This is a genomic window from Salipiger sp. ABN3_019, from assembly GCF_056158605.1.
Map to the genome: position 1 here is coordinate 1812318 of NZ_JBSWTP010000009.1, position 16824 is coordinate 1829141.

The 16824-nt window shown below is 66.5% G+C and carries 15 protein-coding genes; 9 read left to right on the forward strand and 6 right to left on the reverse strand.

Going from position 1 to position 16824, the window contains the following annotated elements:
- The first annotated feature begins 12 nt into the window (after positions 1 to 12).
- From ACXAD2_RS16925 to mltG, 9 genes are all read left to right on the forward strand, one after another.
- A complete protein-coding gene (locus ACXAD2_RS16925; RefSeq protein ID WP_475172112.1) occupies positions 13 to 309 on the forward strand; it encodes a (2Fe-2S)-binding protein in 297 nt (98 codons plus the stop codon).
- Positions 257 to 742: a bacterioferritin gene (gene bfr / locus ACXAD2_RS16930; RefSeq protein WP_066106201.1), complete on the forward strand. Its 486-nt coding sequence runs from the start codon at positions 257 to 259 to the stop codon at positions 740 to 742. Before ACXAD2_RS16925 ends, bfr begins: the two co-directional genes overlap by 53 nt.
- Positions 729 to 2261 carry a di-heme oxidoreductase family protein gene (locus ACXAD2_RS16935; protein ID WP_475172114.1) on the forward strand — a complete coding sequence of 511 codons (1533 nt, stop codon included), beginning with the start codon at positions 729 to 731 and terminating at the stop codon, positions 2259 to 2261. The genes bfr and ACXAD2_RS16935 overlap by 14 nt, the downstream gene beginning before the upstream one ends.
- Positions 2262 to 3257 (forward strand): imelysin family protein, encoded by a 996-nt coding sequence (locus ACXAD2_RS16940; RefSeq protein ID WP_475172118.1) that lies wholly within the window; start codon positions 2262 to 2264, stop codon positions 3255 to 3257. It begins immediately after the preceding gene.
- Between the two features lie 4 nt (positions 3258 to 3261).
- On the forward strand, positions 3262 to 4338 hold the full coding sequence (locus ACXAD2_RS16945; RefSeq protein ID WP_475172119.1) for a DUF1513 domain-containing protein: 1077 nt from the start codon (positions 3262 to 3264) through the stop codon (positions 4336 to 4338).
- Positions 4339 to 4482: 144 nt separating this feature from the next.
- Positions 4483 to 5772, forward strand: a complete 1290-nt coding sequence (locus tag ACXAD2_RS16950; RefSeq protein WP_475172121.1) for a DUF3422 family protein — start codon at positions 4483 to 4485, stop codon at positions 5770 to 5772.
- 88 nt (positions 5773 to 5860) lie between these two features.
- Complete coding sequence (locus tag ACXAD2_RS16955) at positions 5861 to 6655, forward strand: glycosyl transferase (RefSeq protein WP_475172123.1); 795 nt, start codon at positions 5861 to 5863, stop codon at positions 6653 to 6655.
- Positions 6656 to 6748: 93 nt separating this feature from the next.
- Positions 6749 to 8008: a beta-ketoacyl-ACP synthase II gene (gene fabF / locus ACXAD2_RS16960; protein ID WP_475172125.1), complete on the forward strand. Its 1260-nt coding sequence runs from the start codon at positions 6749 to 6751 to the stop codon at positions 8006 to 8008.
- A 1-nt stretch (position 8009) separates the two neighbouring features.
- Complete coding sequence (mltG, locus tag ACXAD2_RS16965; RefSeq protein WP_475172128.1) at positions 8010 to 9170, forward strand: endolytic transglycosylase MltG; 1161 nt, start codon at positions 8010 to 8012, stop codon at positions 9168 to 9170.
- 91 nt (positions 9171 to 9261) lie between these two features.
- On the opposite strand, the gene rsmA is transcribed toward mltG, so the two are convergent.
- From rsmA to lptF, 6 genes are all read right to left on the reverse strand, one after another.
- The gene (gene rsmA, locus ACXAD2_RS16970) at positions 9262 to 10101 is read right to left on the reverse strand and encodes a 16S rRNA (adenine(1518)-N(6)/adenine(1519)-N(6))-dimethyltransferase RsmA (protein ID WP_475172130.1); all 840 of its coding nucleotides are present in this window, start codon (positions 10099 to 10101) and stop codon (positions 9262 to 9264) included.
- Positions 10102 to 10171: 70 nt separating this feature from the next.
- On the reverse strand, positions 10172 to 11158 hold the full coding sequence (gene pdxA, locus ACXAD2_RS16975; RefSeq protein WP_475172132.1) for a 4-hydroxythreonine-4-phosphate dehydrogenase PdxA: 987 nt from the start codon (positions 11156 to 11158) through the stop codon (positions 10172 to 10174).
- Positions 11155 to 12393 carry a peptidylprolyl isomerase gene (locus ACXAD2_RS16980; RefSeq protein WP_475172133.1) on the reverse strand — a complete coding sequence of 413 codons (1239 nt, stop codon included), beginning with the start codon at positions 12391 to 12393 and terminating at the stop codon, positions 11155 to 11157. The genes pdxA and ACXAD2_RS16980 overlap by 4 nt, the downstream gene beginning before the upstream one ends.
- Positions 12384 to 14552 carry an LPS-assembly protein LptD gene (locus ACXAD2_RS16985; RefSeq protein ID WP_475172135.1) on the reverse strand — a complete coding sequence of 723 codons (2169 nt, stop codon included), beginning with the start codon at positions 14550 to 14552 and terminating at the stop codon, positions 12384 to 12386. Before ACXAD2_RS16985 ends, ACXAD2_RS16980 begins: the two co-directional genes overlap by 10 nt.
- Entirely contained in the window at positions 14549 to 15643 is a 1095-nt protein-coding gene (gene lptG / locus ACXAD2_RS16990; RefSeq protein WP_224899994.1) for an LPS export ABC transporter permease LptG, read from the reverse strand. Before lptG ends, ACXAD2_RS16985 begins: the two co-directional genes overlap by 4 nt.
- Complete coding sequence (gene lptF, locus ACXAD2_RS16995) at positions 15640 to 16764, reverse strand: LPS export ABC transporter permease LptF (protein WP_475174922.1); 1125 nt, start codon at positions 16762 to 16764, stop codon at positions 15640 to 15642. Before lptF ends, lptG begins: the two co-directional genes overlap by 4 nt.
- Positions 16765 to 16824 lie beyond the last annotated feature (60 nt).

Here is a 16824-nt window from a genome sequence, read left to right on the forward strand (position 1 = left end):
AAGGCCGAAACGATGATCGTCTGCCAATGTATGGGTATCTCTGACCGCGACATTCACGCCGCGATCGACTGGATGCGACAAGCTGATGCGCAGACGATCATCACGCCCGGAAAGATCTACCACGCGCTCGGAAAAGCTGCCGATTGCGGTGGTTGCATGCCGCTCTTCTTGCAAACCATGCGATGCAACGACAATCTGGAGGTACCCATGCACCTGCGCGGCCTCCGGCGTCGCGCGCAAACACAGGAAGACGGATATGAAGGGCGACGAAAAGGTCATCGAGTATCTCAACAAGGCACTCCGGTCTGAGCTGACGGCGGTCAGCCAGTATTGGCTGCACTACCGGCTGCAAGAAGACTGGGGCCTTGGTCACATGGCCAAGAAAAGCCGCGAGGAAAGCATCGAAGAGATGAACCACGCCGACAAGCTGATCACCCGGATCATCTTCCTCGGCGGGCACCCGAATCTGCAGAAGCTCGACCCGCTGCGGATCGGTCAGGATCCGAAAGAAACCCTTGAATGCGACCTCGCTGCCGAGCATGAGGCACGGGCGCTCTACAAAGAAGCCCGCGAGCATTGCGAGTCGGTGGGCGACTATGTGAGCAAGAACCTGTTCGAGGAACTGATGACCGACGAAGAAGGTCATATCGACTTTCTCGAGACGCAACTGGAACTCTACGACCGGGTCGGTGCCGAACGCTATGCGGTCATCAACGCCATGCCGATGGATGAAGCCGAGTAACCTCGTGCTCTGCGCCGCCCTTCTGGGCGGCGCATCTGCCGTCGCTGCCGCCTCCGGGCCGGATCTGCGCGATCTGCACCTCAACATCATTGCCCGCACGGAAGCCGAGGCCGCCCGTATCGCCGCCGTGACGGCTCTGCCGCAGGATTTCAGCGCGCCCGAGCAGTTCGAGGATCTGCCCGGCGGTGCCGCCACCGTGCGCGTCCGGCGCAACGCCGATGCCTTCTCGCAGCCTTCGGGCAATATGGAGTTCGACCGCGAGCTCGACTTCAAGGTCGGCAATGGGCTGTTCCGCAAGCTCTGGGTCTCCTCGCCCTCGTCGACGCTGGCTTCGGACGGGCTGGGGCCGCTCTACAACGCGCGCGGCTGCCAGAACTGCCATCTGAAGGACGGGCGGGGCCATCCGCCCGCGGGCCCGAATGACGGCGCGGTGTCGATCTTCTTGCGGGTCTCGGTGCCTGCCGCGCCCGAGGCGGAGATGCCCGCCATCGAAGAGTGGATCGCCACGGCCCCCGATCCGGTCTACGGCACGCAGATACAGGATTTCGGCACGGTCGGGCAGGGCGCCGAGGCGCGGTTCTCGGTCACCTATGAAGAGTTTGAGGTGCCGCTCTCGGGCGGCGAGACCGCCGCGCTGCGCGCGCCCAGCTATGCCGCCGAAGACCTCGCCTATGGCCCGCTGGCGAAAGGCGCGATGCTCAGCCCGCGCGTGGCCCCCCAGATGATCGGGCTTGGCTTGCTCGAGGCGATTCCGGCAGAGGACATCCTCGCGCTGGCCGATCCCGAGGATGCGGATGGCGACGGCATTTCTGGCCGCGCCGCGATCGTCTGGTCGCAGGAATATGACGCAGCCATGCTGGGCCGCTTTGGCCATAAGGCGGGCATGGCGACGCTGCGCGAGCAGTCGGCCTCGGCCTTTGCCCATGACATTGGCATCTCGACGCCGCTCTTTCCCGATGTCTGGGGCGATTGCACCGCCGCGCAGGAGGTCTGCCGCGCCGCGCCCGGCGGCGATAGCGAGGCGCATGGCGGCTTCGAGGCGGACCAGCAGGCGCTCGATCTCGTCACCTTCTACAGCCGCAACCTTGCCGTGCCCGCGCGGCGCGATGCGGACGATCCGCAGGTGCTGCGCGGCAAGCAGGTCTTTTACGAGACCGGCTGCCCGGCCTGCCACACCCCGAAATTCGTCACCCACCGGCTCGACGCCCAACCCGAGCAGAGCTTTCAGCTGATCTGGCCCTATTCGGACATGCTGCTGCACGACATGGGCGAGGGGCTGGCCGACCACCGGCCCGAGGGCCGCGCCACGGGGCGCGAGTGGCGCACCGCGCCGCTCTGGGGCATCGGCCTGACCCAGCGGGTGAGCGGTCATACCACCTTCCTGCACGACGGACGGGCGCGCAGCCTGCTGGAGGCGATCCTCTGGCATGGCGGCGAGGCCGAAACGCAGCGCGCGCGGGTGGTGTCCATGGCGCCGCCGGACCGCGCGGCCTTGATCCGATATCTGGAGAGTTTGTGAATGAAACACCGTCTGACCCTCTGTGCCGTGCTGGCCGCAGGTCCGCTTTGTGGCCCGCTTCACGCCGGTGTGCCCGAGGCGCTCTCCGAGCAGATCCTGCCCAGCTTCAAGGCCTTCGCCGAGGCCACCGGGACGCTGGCCGAGGCCGCTGAGCAAGATTGCACCGCCGCAAGCCTGCGCGATCCGTGGAACCACGCCTTTGATCGCTGGAACGCGCTGGCCGACATTCACATCGGCCCGTCGGAAACCGGCGCGCTGCCGGTGGCCTTCTGGCCCGACAGCCGGGGCTTCACCCCCAAGACGCTGTCGCGCTTCATCGCGTCCGAAGACCCGGTGGGCACCGATCCTGCCGGTTTTGCCGATGCCTCGATCGCGGTGCGCGGGCTCTACCCGCTGGAGTTCATGCTCTATGACGAGGAGTTTTCCGGCTATGCGCAGGGCAGCTACGCCTGCACGATGGTGCAGACCATGACGCGCGATCTGGCGCGGCAGGCGGCAGCGCTGGAAACCGGCTGGACCGAGAGCTTTGCCAATGTGCTGCTGACCGCCGGGGAAGAGGGCAACGCCACCTATCTCGCCGAGGATGAGGCGATGCGCGCGCTCTTCACGCAGGTGGTCTCGGGGCTGGAGTTCACCGCCGACACCCGCCTTGGCCGTCCCTTGGGCAGTTTCGAGCGCCCGCGTCCGACCCGCGCCGAGGCGTGGCGCTCGGGGCGCAGCCTGCGCAACGTGCTGCGCGATGCCGAAGGCGCTTATGCGCTCGCCAAGGCGCTGGCCGATTGGGAAATGCCGGTGACCGATGCCGCCATCGAGCAATTGCGCGAAGTGGCGAGCCGGGTCGAGGACCCCTCGTTCCAGCAGGTGGGCGATCCGTCGGAGCGTCTGCATGTGGAGATCGTCCAGCAGCAGGTGCGCGCGCTGAAGGACGCCATCGAGGCCGAACTGGGCGCGCCGCTCGGCATCGCCGCCGGGTTCAATTCCGCAGACGGAGACTGACGCCATGACCACACGCCGCAGCTTTCTTGCCAGCCTGCTTGCCGTCTCTGCCGCGCCCGCAACGGGCTGGGCGGCGGTCGGTGATCCGGCCTATCTGGCCGCCGCGAAACAGGGCGACGGCAGCTTCACCCTGATCGGCCTGCGCGACGACGGGGCCGAGGCCTTTCGTGTGCCGCTGCCGGCGCGCGGCCATGCCGCCTGCGCCCATCCCAGCCGCGCCGAGGCCGTGGGCTTTGCCCGCCGTCCGGGCACCTATGCGCTGGTCATCGACTGCATCACCGGCGCGCTGCTGCACGAGCTGAGCGCCCCCGAGGGCCATAGCTTCAACGGTCATGGTGCGTTTTCCGCCGATGGCACGGTGCTTTTCACCTCCGAGCAGGAGGCCGAGGGCAGCGCCGGGCGGATCGGCATCTGGGATGTCGAGGCGGGCTACAAACGTGTCTCGGATTTCCCCACGCACGGTCTTGGTCCGCATGAGATGCGCCTGATGCCGGACGGGCAGAGCCTTGTGGTGGCCAATGGCGGCATTCAGACCGATGCATGGGACCGCACCAAGCTTAACATCGACAGCATGAAGCCGAACCTGTCGTATGTCAGCTTGAATGGCACGCTGCTGGAGATGGTCGAACTGGAGGAGGACCTGCACCAGAACTCCATCCGCCATCTTGCGCTGCGCGGCGATGGGCTGGTGGGATTCTGCATGCAATGGCAGGGCGAGCCGGGGGCGGCGACGCCGCTTCTGGGGCTGCACCGCCGCGGTGAGGCACCGGTGCTTTGTGAGGCACCGCTGGCCGACGAACTGGCGATGAACGGCTACGCGGGCAGCGTTGCCTTTTCGGGAGACGGGCAAGAGATCGCCATCACCTCGCCGCGCGGCGGGCGCATCCACCGGTTCTCGGAGGCGGGCGCTTTTCTTGGCGCGGTGTCGCGGACAGATGTCTGCGGTCTCGCCACGCATGAGGGCGGCTATATCGCCAGCGACGGGCTTGGCGGGCTCATCGAACTGCGCGGAGACGCCCCGAGGGCGCTGCGCCGTGCTGAGGTGGCGTGGGACAATCATCTGGTGCGCATCGCGGGCTGAACCCGCGCACCGGCATCGCAGGGTGCCGGTGCTTCGTGCGGTATACAAAGGTATTCCGCTAATATACTGAAAACGCTTGCGTAATTTCTTTACTTCGCGGGGTGTCTGGCTACTGTCGGGAAAAAGACTCCCGGAGCCTGCACTATGCCGCCGATCCAAGACCACCCGCTGCGCTATCAGCTTGCCAATGAGTTGCACGCAAGGCCGTTCCCGGCGCTAGAGGCGCCCTGCCGCGCCATCTATCTGGCAATCAAACGGCCCAGCGATGCCGCCTCGCGCGATCGCAGCGCGGATCTGGCGCATCTCATCGACCTGCTTGATCGTCACGGCGCGCAGCATCCGCAGCCCGACGCCAAGCATTACTCGGGCAAGATCGGCAAGGCCGAGATCAAATGGGAACTGCACACCGAGTTCGTCACCTACACCGCCTTTCTGCCGGGGCTGGGCGACACGCCCTTTGATCCGCGCGACTTTGGCATTTTCCCCGAGGATTGGCTCGAGAAAGCCCCCGGCGTGCGGATGACCTCGGCGATGATCCGCATCGCGCCGCGTCCCGCCGATCCCAACCAGATGAACGACGTCTTCAGCGATTGGTTCGTCGCCGACAGCGTGGCGGTCAGCCGGATGCTGGACGATGCGCTGGTGGTGGGCGGCGATTTCCGCATCGACCCGGCCGGGCATCAGCGCTTTGGCATCTTCGTCAGTCCCGGTGTCGGAGAACGGCGGGTGGGCCGCGTGGTGCAGCGGATCTGCGAGATCGAGGTGTATAAGACCATGGCAATGCTCGGGTTTACCCGTGTCACCGCCATCCGCTCGGACCTGATCCGCATCGACGAGGATCTGACGCGGCTGTCGACCCAGATGACCCATGGCGACACCCCCGAAGAGGACACGCTGCGCGCGCTGCTGCGGGTGTCTTCCGAGCTAGAGACCGTGGCGGCGCAGAGCGCTTTCCGCCTCTCGGCCACGGCGGCCTATGAGGCATTGGTGGGCCAGCGCATCGCGGTACTGCGCGAAGAGCGGTTCGAGGGGCGGCAGACCTTCCGTGAGTTCATGGCGCGGCGCTTCGATCCTGCCATGCGCACGGTGAAAAGCAGCGAAAAGCAGCTCTCGGATATGTCGGCCCGCGCCATGCGCGCCGCCGAGCTTCTGCGGACGAGTGTGGAGGTCAAACGCTCGGCCCAGAACCAAGAGATCTTGGCCAGCATGGACAAGCGCGCCGACCAGCAGTTGCAGCTGCAGACCACGGTCGAGGGGCTCTCGGTGGTCGCGATCTCTTACTACGCGGTCTCGCTGGTGGGCTATCTGCTTTATCCCGTCGCCGATGCGGTGGGCATCTCGAAGGGCATGCTGACCGCGATGTCGGTGCTGCCGGTGGTGGTGCTGGTCTGGCTGGGGATCCACCGTATCCGGCATAAGGTCGAAGGGCACTAGCGCGCCGCCGCGGGCGGTTTTTCCTCGAAAGGTTGGCACTTTCCCGCGCCTTGCGATAAAGCGCGGGAAAGACCGTTCGGAGGGCACCATGCGCGCCAATATCTTCTGCATCAAATGGGGCACCGCCTTTGGGCCGGAATACGTCAACCGGCTGTATTCCGGCGTGCGGCGGCATATGGATCGCCCGGTGCGCTTCTTTTGCATGACCGAACACGCCGAGGGGCTGCACCCCGATATCGAGATCATCGACCTGCCGGTCGAACCTTTCGCCGAGCCCATGGCCGCCGCGCTGGCCGTCGCCAACCGGCAGGGCGCGATGCGCAAGGTCTCGCTGTTCCGGCCCGGACTTGTTCCCGATCTGGAAGGGCCGGTTCTGGGCTTTGATCTCGACGTCGTGATCACCGGCCCGCTGGGCGAAATTCACGATCTCGCGCCCGGCACCATCGCCATGCGCCACGATTGGACCGAGAAGCGCAAAGGGCGGCCCACCGGGCATGGCTCGGTGTTCCGCTTCGATCCGGCGCAGCATGGGTTCCTGTATGAAGACCTTGGCAAAGACGCCTATGCAGAGGTCGAAAAGGCCCGTGGATCAGAGCAGCGCTATACCTCGCACAAGGCGATGGATCGCGATGTTTTCACATATATCCCAGAGCCTTGGGTTGTGTCCTTCAAGTATGACTGCAATCCCTTTCCGGGCAATTGGCTGCATGCGCCGCGCCTGCCGGAAGAGGCCCGCGTGGTCTGCTTCCATGGCCACCCGAAGATGTCCGAGGCGCTGGAGGGCTACAACGGCAGCCTGATCCGCCATTCCAAACCCTGCGATTGGCTGCGCGAGCATTGGATCGGCCGGGCACGCGCGGATCTCGGCCAAGACTGGGCCTGATCCTTCGAAAGACTAACCGTTATGCTTGCCGACTATGCCGCCCGCGCGGTAAGAGCGGCGTCAACATTACGAACTTGAGAGAGAGGCAGAGCAATGCGTCGCGTTGTGGTTACCGGGCTGGGGCTTGTCACGCCGCTGGCGGATGGTGTCGAAAAGAGCTGGGAACGTATTCTTGACGGCCAGTCGGGCGCTGGCCCGATTAAAGGCTTCGATACCGAGGGGCTCACCACCACCTATGCCTGCGAAGTGCCGCTGGGTGACGGGTCGGACGGGACGTTCAATGCCGATGCCTATATGGAGCCGAAAGAGCAGCGCAAGGTCGATACCTTCATTCTCTTCGGCATGGCCGCCGCGCAGCAGGCGGTCGAGGATTTTGGCTGGACCCCCACCGAGAAAGAAGATCTGGAGCGCACCGGCGTTCTGATCGGCTCGGGCATCGGTGGCCTCAACTCCATCGCCAACACCGCCGTGATGATGGAACAGAAGGGCCCGCGCCGCGTGTCGCCGTTCTTTGTGCCCGGCGCGCTGATCAACCTCATTTCGGGTCAGGTCTCGATCAAATACGGCTTCAAGGGTCCGAACCACTCGGTGGTCACCGCCTGCTCGACCGGCGCGCACGCCATTGGCGATGCGATGCGGCTGATCAAATACGGCGACGCCGACGTGATGGTCGCGGGCGGCGCCGAGGCGGCGATCTGCAAGATCGGCATCGCCGGGTTCAACGCCTGCAAGGCGCTGTCGACCAAGCGCGCCGACGATCCGCAGAAGGCCAGCCGTCCATATGATGCCGACCGTGACGGTTTCGTCATGGGCGAGGGCGCGGGCATTGTCGTGCTCGAGGAATACGAGCACGCCAAGGCGCGCGGCGCGAAGATCTACGCTGAGGTTATCGGTTACGGTCTGTCGGGCGACGCCTATCACATCACCGCCCCCTCCGAGGATGGCGAAGGCGGCGAGCGCTCGATGCGCGCGGCGCTGAAATCCGCCGGGCTCGAGCCGTCGGACATCGACTACATCAACGCCCACGGCACCTCGACCATGGCCGATACGATCGAGCTTGGCGCGGTGGAACGGCTGCTGGGCGATCACGCCAAGAACGTCACCATGTCGTCGACCAAATCGGCCACCGGCCACCTGCTGGGCGCCGCCGGTGCGATCGAAGCGATCTTCTCGATCCTGGCGATCCGCGATCAGGTCGCGCCGCCGACGATCAACCTCGACAACCCGGCGGTGGAGACGCCCATCGATCTCGCCCCCAACGCCAAGCGCGCGCGCAAGGTGACCTACGCCCTGTCCAACAGCTTCGGCTTCGGCGGCACCAACGCGAGCGTGATCTTCGGGAAGGTCAGCTGATATGTGGCGCAACATCGCCTCCAACGCGATGACCTTTCTGGTGGTGCTGGTGTTCCTCGCCGGCGGGCTACTGCTCTGGGCTCAGAATGAGTACAGCGCCGAGGGTCCGCTGGAGCAGCCCATGTGCCTGCAGGTCGAACGCGGCTCGAATTTCACCCGCGTCTCGCATGATCTCGCCGAACAGGGTGCGATCAGCTCTGACATGATCTTCCGTCTCGGCGCCGATTATGGCGACAAGACCGATCAGCTCAAGGCCGGGTCCTACCTGGTGCCCGAACATGCCTCGATGACGCAGATCACCGACATCGTCACCAAGGGCGGCGCGTCGACCTGTGGCACCGAGGTGGTCTATCGCATCGGCGTCAACAGCGCCGAGGTGCAGGTGCGCGAACTCGACCCCGAGACCGGCCGCTATGTGGAGCGCATCGAGTTCGACCCCGCCAGCGACGAGCCGCGCCCCGAGGGCTATGAGGCGATCAAATCCGAGGTCGGCACGCGCTTCCGCGTGGCGCTGGCCGAGGGTGTGACCAGCTGGAAAGTGGTCGAGGAACTGGGCCAGATCGACGTGCTCGACGGCGAGGTCGCCGAGCGTCCCGCCGAGGGCGCGCTTGCCCCCGACAGCTATGAGATCAGCCCCGGCGACAGCCGCGCCGATCTCATCGCGCGTATGGAGCAGGCGCAGGAGGCGATCCTCGCGCAGGCGTGGCAGAACCGCGCCGAGGGCGTGCCCTATGACAGCCCCGAAGAGGCGCTGATCATGGCGTCGATCGTCGAGAAGGAAACCGGTGTCGCCGAGGAGCGTCCGATGGTGGCTTCGGTCTTCGTCAACCGTATCGAGCGCGGCATGCGCCTGCAGACGGACCCGACGGTGATCTACGGGCTGACCAATGGCGAGGGTGTGCTGGGCCGCGGGCTGCGCCAGTCCGAGCTGCGCAAGGAGACGCCGTACAACACCTATGTCATCGACGGGCTGCCGCCGACCCCGATCGCCAACCCGGGCCGCGCCAGCATCGAGGCGGCGCTGAACCCGGCGCAATCGGACTATGTGTATTTCGTGGCGGATGGGTCGGGCGGCCATGCCTTCGCGGCCACGCTGGCCGAGCACAACCGCAACGTCGCCGCATGGCGCAAGATCGAAGCGGAGAAGGCTCAGGGCAACTGAGCACTCTCTGTGGGGAACAAGAAAAGGCCGGGCGCGATGCCCGGCCTTTTTGGTTTTGGGGATGCTGATAGGGGAGCCGGGCGGCTCGGCGTCAGCCCTTCAGCACCCGCGCTAGCGCGCAGAATTGCTCGAGCGAGACCTGCTCGGCGCGTTCGGTGGGCTCGATGCCCGCCGCCCGCAGCTTGTCCTCGATGTCCGGCGTCAGCCCCTTCAGCGCGGCGCGCAGCATCTTGCGGCGCTGGTTGAACGCCATGGCGACCACCCGCTCCAAGGTTTTGGCATCGGCGGGGTAGCGCGGCTCGGGCAGGGCTTTCAAATGCACCACCGCCGAGGACACTTTGGGCGGCGGGGTGAAGGCCGAGGGCGGTAGGCTGAGCACGATGCGCGCCTCGCAGCGCCATTGCGCCAGCAGCGCGAGCCGCCCATAGGCCTTCGAGCCGGGCTGCGCCACGATGCGCTCGGCGACCTCGCGCTGGAACATCAACGTCAGGGTCGACCAGAAGGGTGGCCAGTCGGTCGGCGTCAGCCAGCGCACCAGCAGCTCGGTGCCGACGTTGTAGGGCAGATTGGCGCAGATGGCGATCGGCGGGGTGAGCCGCTCCAGCGGGTCGATCTCCAGCGCGTCGCCGTTGATCACCTCGAGGCGGCCGTCGTAGTGCTGCACGATCTCGTCGAGCGCGGGCAGGCAGCGCGCGTCCTTCTCGACCGCCAGCACCCGCCGTGCGCCCTCGGCCAGCAGCCCGCGGGTCAGCCCGCCCGGGCCGGGGCCGATCTCCAGCACGTCCATATTCGACAGATCGCCCGCCGCCCGCGCGATCTTGGCGGTCAGGTTGAGATCGAGCAGGAAGTTCTGCCCGAGCGATTTCTTGGCGCTCAGCTGATGGGTGGCGATCACCTCGCGCAGCGGGGGCAGGCCGTCGATACCGCTCATGTCTTCATTGTTCTCCAAATACGCCGGGGGTGAGCCCGCAGGGCGAGGGGGCAGCGCCCCCTCTATACCGTTACGCCGGGACCGCGCCAGCCGAAAGCTCGGCGGCCATGCGCAGCGCGGCGAGCGTCGAGGAGGGATTTGCCAGCCCCTTGCCCGCGATGTCGAAAGCGGTGCCATGGTCGGGCGAGGTGCGCACGAAGGGCAGGCCGAGCGTGACGTTGACGCCCTCGTCGAAGCCCAGTGTCTTTACGGGGATCAGCGCCTGATCGTGGTACATGCAGACCGCCACGTCATAGCGCGCGCGGGCGGCGGCGTGGAACATCGTGTCGGCGGGCAGCGGGCCGATCAGATCCAGGCCCTCGGCGCGCAGCCGGTCCAGCAGTGGCGCGATCATCTCGATCTCCTGCCGGCCCATGCGCCCGCCTTCGCCGGCGTGCGGGTTGAGCCCGGCGACGGCGATGCGCGGGCGGGCGATGCCAAAGCCTGCCATGGCCGCATGGGTGATGCGCAGCCGCGCCTCGAGCAGTTCGGCGGTCAGAGCCTGCGGCACCTCTTCGAGCGCAATATGGATGGTGGCGGGCACCACTTTCAGCTCGGGGCAGGCGAGCATCATCACCACCTCGGGCACATGGCCGAGATGGGCGAGAAATTCGGTATGGCCGGGGAAGGCGAAGCCGCAGCCGGTTGCCAGCGCCTGCTTCGAGATCGGCAGGGTGCAGAGCGCCGCGGCCTCACCGCTCTGGCACAGGGCGACGCCGCGCTCGATGGCGGCGACGACACCAGCGGCCTGCGCCGCCTGCGGCACGCCCGTCACGCGGGGCCCGGGCATCTCTTGCACCAGCACCGGCAGGCCGCGCGTGGCGGCCTCTGGCGCCTCGGCGGGGCGCTCGATGATCACATGCGGTACGCTGCCCGGCAGGTGGTGCGGCGCGCCGATCCAGAAGAACGGCAGCTCGGCCCCGAGCGCCTGCCACGCGGCCTCGGCCAGTTCCGGCCCGATGCCCGAGGGCTCGCCGCACGACAGCGCGAGGGGCAGAGCGGGCCGGTGCGGGCTCATTTCTCGACGATGCGCGCGTTGGCGCGCAGCTGCGCGAGATAGGCCTCGGAGAGCTGGTTGAGCCGCTGGTTGCGCAGACCGACGCTCACCTGCTGGCGGTCGGCGTCGGCGGTGACCTCCGGCGTGCGGCTGCACATCATCAGGAACATCAGCGTCTGGCCGTTGGAGCGCGTCAGCGCGGTCGAGACCTCGCCCGCATCGAGCTTCGACAGCTCATAGGCGATGTCGGTGGGGATCTCCGAAGGTGCCTGCTGGTGGCGCTGCAGCACCTCTGCAGGCTGGCCCTTGGCGACGCCATAAAGATCGTCGCAGCGGTCGATCTTGCTGGCCAGAACCCGCGCCTTGGCGAGGGTCTCGGCGCTGCGGCCACCGGCCATGTAGTAGGTGGCGTAATCGACCGAGGCGATCTCGGGTTCGGAATAGCCGCTCTCTTCGACCTGACGCATCTGGAAGAGCGCCACGGCGCCTTGGATCGGGATCGGATCGGTGACCTCGCCGGGGGCGAGACCGATCACCAGCGGGCGCAGCACGGGCGGCAGGTCGTTGAGATCCTGCCACGGCAGCCGTCCGCCTTCACCGCGGGTCGCGGTGGCCGAGTATTCGCGCGCGGCGGCGGAGAAATCGGCGGTCGAGCGGTAGTTCGAGATGCGCTCGGCGAGATTGTTCACCTGCGCCTCGGTGCCGGGACGGATCGGGATGATGATCTCCGACAGCAGCACGCGCACGTTGGAGCCGGTGCCGGTGCCCGAAAGCGCGCGGTCGACTTCTTCGTCGCTCACCTGCGCGCGGGCTTGAAAGCGCGCCTGCACCAACTGTCGCCACGCATAGCCGGCGCGGACGAATTCACGGAAGGTCTGCTCGTCGACGCCGTTCTGCGCCAGCAGGGCGACGAACTGGTCGAGGCCGAGATTGCCGCGTTGGGCAAATTCGGTCATCCCGTCCTCGATCTCTTCGTCGGTGGGGGTGATCCCCGCGTCAGAGGCGGCCTGCATGCGCAGCCGGTCGTCGATCAGCTGTTCGCGCGCCAGTTGCTGCGGGTTCTGGCCGGAGTTGAGCACCTCAATCATCCGTGCGCGCTGCTGGATCTCGTAGTTGGTGATCACCATCTCGTCGACGGTGATCGCGGGCGAGAACAGCCCCTGCGCGGGCAGCGCGGCGGGAGCGAGCGCCAGACCGGCCGCCAAGAGGACGGAACGGAGAAGGCGGGCCGAAAAGCGGACGGGGGTCACTTGCATGTGCGTCGATACTCCTTGGCGCTTTCCGTGGTGCCGAAGCCTGTCAGCGCGACGGAAAGGCCGAAATCGGTTGACGGTTCCAGGTTGCTCGAGGACGCGTATTTCCGCGTTACCGAGAAATCCACCTGGACGCATTCATTGCGGTATTGCAGGCCCAGACCGGCGCGGTCAAGCCGTTGATCGGCAAGGTCGTAGCGCCATTCTGCCGAGCTGGTCCAGTTGGTGGCAAAACGGTAGCTGCCATCGAGCGACCATTCCGATTGCGTCTCGTCGCGGTCCTCGTCGGGGTCCTGCACCAGCAGCAGGTAAGAGGCGCCAAGATCAATGCGCGGATTGGACCAGTCGACGCGCGCCTCGGCCTTGCTGAAATCGGTGAGCCCGCCCATCAGGCCGCGTGCCGAGATGGTCAGCCCGCTGTCATTGCTGAAGCCCGCGGCGACCAGCCAGTCGGACATGCTGCTGTCGAGCCCCGAAGAGCGGCTGAAGTCTTCATCCACATCCGCCTGCCAGACCCGCCCGACGGTCATGCCCGCGCGCCAGCCATCGGGGGCCTCGTGCAGCCAGCGCACGCCGGTGGCCAGCGTCTGCCCGTGCTCGCGGCGGTCGGCGGCGGGGAAGCGCGACAGCGACAGCAGGTTGCCCTCGTCAAACTCGACACGGGTGCTCTCGTCCGAGACGATGTTGACCCGCGTGCCGCCGACCAGCCCGTATTGCGCCACCGGCTCGAGCAGCGTGCGCGCGCCATCGGCGCCGCGCCGGATCAGCGGCCAGCGCAGCTCGACGGCGGTGCCGCCCATCACGCGCGAGACGTCGCTGTCGGAACTGCTGTCCTGGCTGTAGTCGTAGCGGTCGAACCACAGCGTGTTGGTCCAGCCCAGACGAATGCCGCCCGCCAGCGTCCAGCGCTTGCGCCAGCTTGCCTCGGCGGTCAGCCGCGCCACATCGCGGCCGGTGATGTCCTCATCCGAGGTGCGGTAATGCCCGTGCAGCTCAGTGCCGAGCCGCAGCTCACCGCCGATGCGGTCCGGGAAGAACCGCTTTTCGTAAGACCCGTCAAAGATCCACGACGGCAGTTCCTCGTCCTTTTCCGAGGCGCGCAGCGACTGGTAATGCGCCAGCCCGAGGCGCAGCAGGTCGTCCGAGCGCGCGCGCGACAGCTCGATGGTGCTGCCCAGCCGGTCGAGGTCGTCATAGTCGTAATCGTTCAGATAGGCCTCGTCGCTGACCATCTTGAGATCGAACTCAAGCTGGAACTCGTCGCGCAGCCCGAACTTGCCTTCGGCGAAAAGATAGCCGCGGGTGGTGTCATCGGTCAGCGTGTCGCGGGTGAGCGCGCCGTTGAGTTCCAGATCACCCCGCGCGAAGGCACGGCGGTAGCGTCCCTCGACGGTCTTCGTGATCGGCGAGATATAGGGCGTCAGCGTGACGTCCTGATGCTCGCCGATCGGGATGAAGTAGGGCAGCTTGACGCCAAAACCGAGCAGCGTGGAGCTGCGCACGGTGGGGATCAGGAAGCCTCGGGTGCGCTTCAGCGTGGGGTCGGGCAGGCGCATGCTGGGCACCCAGAACACCGGCACGTCGAGCACCCGCAGCTGCGCGCCTTCGAAATAGATCTGCTTGGCCTCTTCGTCGTGCACCACCCGCTGCGCGCGGATCGACCAGAGCGGAACCTCGTTCTTGCCGCAGATCTGGCAGGAGGTCACCGCGACACGGCTCAGTTGGGTGAAACGGCCCTCGGCGCGGCGCGCTTCGACGGCGGCCAGCTGTAGCTGTTCGTCCATCACCATGCGCGCGCCGCTGAGGATGCCATTGCGCAGCCCTTCTTCAAGCTGGGCGCTGTCGGCCAGCATGAGATTGCCCGAGGCATCGGTGATGCGAATCGGCCCTTCGATCTGCAGGCTGTCGGCCTCTTGATCGTAGACGATGCGGCTGGCGGACAGCCGGGTGCCATCCTGCAGCGCCTCGACATTGCCTTGGGCGATCAGCCGGTTACCGCTTTCGACATAGACGTTGTCGGCGACCAGCAGGGCGGGCGTGGCGCTCTGTTCGCCGCCGCTCGAGGGAATGGCGGTCTGGGCGCGCAGCGCGTCGGGAAGGGTCGCGCAGAGCGGCAGGCCAAGGGCCAGTGCCGCCGCGAGCAGGCGGGTGTGGGGGGTCATCCTTCCTCCATCTGAAGCACCAGACCCAGCGCCAGCAGCAAGGCGGCGACAGGCGGCACCCAAGCGGCAAGCAGCGGGTTCAGCTGCCCGTTTTCGCCGAGGATCTGCGCGAAGTTCCTGACGTAGTAAAGCCCGAAGCCGAGCATGACGGACCCGAGCACCGAAAGCCCGGTGTTGGCCAGCCGCGCCGGGCGCATGGTGAACCCGGCGGCGACCAGTACCATGGCCACCAGAAACACCGGCTGGGCGAGTTCCGACTGCAGCCAGACGATGTGCCGCCGCGCCGAGAAGCCCGCGTTCTCAAGCCCGCGAATGAAGGCCGGAAGCTCCCAGATCGGGATTGCCGAGGGTTGGCCGAACCGGTCGCGGATGCCGTCTTGGGTGAGGTTCGAGGGCACCCGCATCTCGTCGTAGCTGAGCGAGGCGGCCTCGGGGTTCACCGCGCCGCTGAGCGGCCATGTCTTGGCCTTGGTCAGCACCCAGTCGCCACCGTCCAGCCGGGCGCGCTCGGCGACGATGCGCTGATCCGGCCCGCCGCCCGGCGCGTAGGAGACGAAGCTGACATCGTAAAGCACCGTCGCATCGGGGTTGGTGCGGCTGGCGCGGATCACCGTTTGGCCGTTCTCGTCGCCCTGCCGCAGCCACAGGCCCTCGGAGCCGATCGACAACACAGAGCCGCCGTCGCTGTCCCATTCCTGTTCAAGATCGGCGGCGCGCTTCGAGGTGGCGGCGACGATGGGATTGACCATCGCCACGGCAAAGCAGCCGATCGCCAGCGCCACGCCCACCGGGCCCATGAGCGCCGCCAGACCCGAGCGCCCCGCAGCGCGGCTGACCACCAGTTCAGAACTGCGCGCCAGCGAGATGCAGAGCGAGATCGCCGCAAGAATGATCACCAGCGGCAGGATCGTGTAAACGCCCTCGGGCAGCTTCAGCAGGGTGATGTGAACCACCTGTCCAAAGCCTTCGCTCTCGCCGAACTTCCGCAATTGCTCGACCAGATCGACGAGGAAGAAGAACAGCGCGAAGATCAGGCCGATGGCGAGAAAGAGCTTCAGGAAGCGGCGGGCGAAATAGTAGTGCAGGATCATGCGGCGGCTCCGGAAGCGGCCTGCCGGCGGCGTGCGGCGCTGGGACGGCGGGGGCGGGCGGCGCGCCAGAGCATCAGCGCGCTGATGGCGAAACCGGCGATGCTGGGCAGGTAGATCAGCGGCCAGAGCGCGCCATTGGCCCGCACCGGGGTCGAGACCGCGCTTTCGATGATCTTGATCAGCACCAGCAGGAAGATCGCGCCGACGATCTGCCGGGTGACGCCGAAGCGCGAGAAACTGCCGGTCATCAGCGCCGCATAGCCGATCAGCGCCGCGACAACGCAAAGCAGCGGCTGCTCAAAGCGCATATGCGCCTCTTCCAGCACTTCGCCGACCGAGTTGTTGACCTCTTCGGCCACCGCTTCGGTGTCGGTCAGCAGCTCCAGCGTGCCGATCTGCCGGGCGCGGCGTCCGGGGCGGCGGTCGGGGGTGATCAGGCTAGAGATGTCGTAGGTGAGATCGGTGAACGTGGTGGTCGACAGGCTGTTGTCCGACAGACGCAGCGTCTCGGCGATGCCCTCGACCATGGTCAGCATGGTGTCGCCACTGTCGCCGCGCAGAATGTAGGCGGTGCGCGCGGTGTAGATCACCTCGCGGCCCTCCTGACGGCGGTCGGACAGGAAGACGTCGCGCAGCTCGCCCTCGGGCGAGATCTCGCGGATGTAGAAGGTCACGCCCTTGGTGGGGTGCAGGAAGGTGCCCTCATGCAGCAGCCGCGCCGAGACGGAGCCCGAGATCTCGGCCTCACGCTCGCGCAGTTGGGCGATCGACAGCGGCACAAGCGCATGGGTCAGCACCGCCATCATCGCGCCGATGATCACCCCAAAGACCAGCACCGGACGGGCGAGGCGCCACGGCGAGAAGCCCGCGGCCTGCACCACGGTCAGTTCCGAATTGTTGCTGGCGCGATTGGTGACATAGACGGCGGCGGCAAAGGCCGCGATGGGCAGCACGATCCCGATCACCGCGGGCAGGCTGAGCAGCGTGAACTCGAGGAAAATACCGCCGGTGTGCCCATCGGCGATCAGGTCGCCAAAGAGGTTCACCGCACGGTTCACCCAATAGACCATCACCAGCACCAGCGAGAAAAATCCGAACAGGATCATGAGCTGCGACAGCATGTATCTGTCGAATCTCTGCACTCGATTTTCCCCCGGCTTTCCTTTGGCGACGACCCTAGA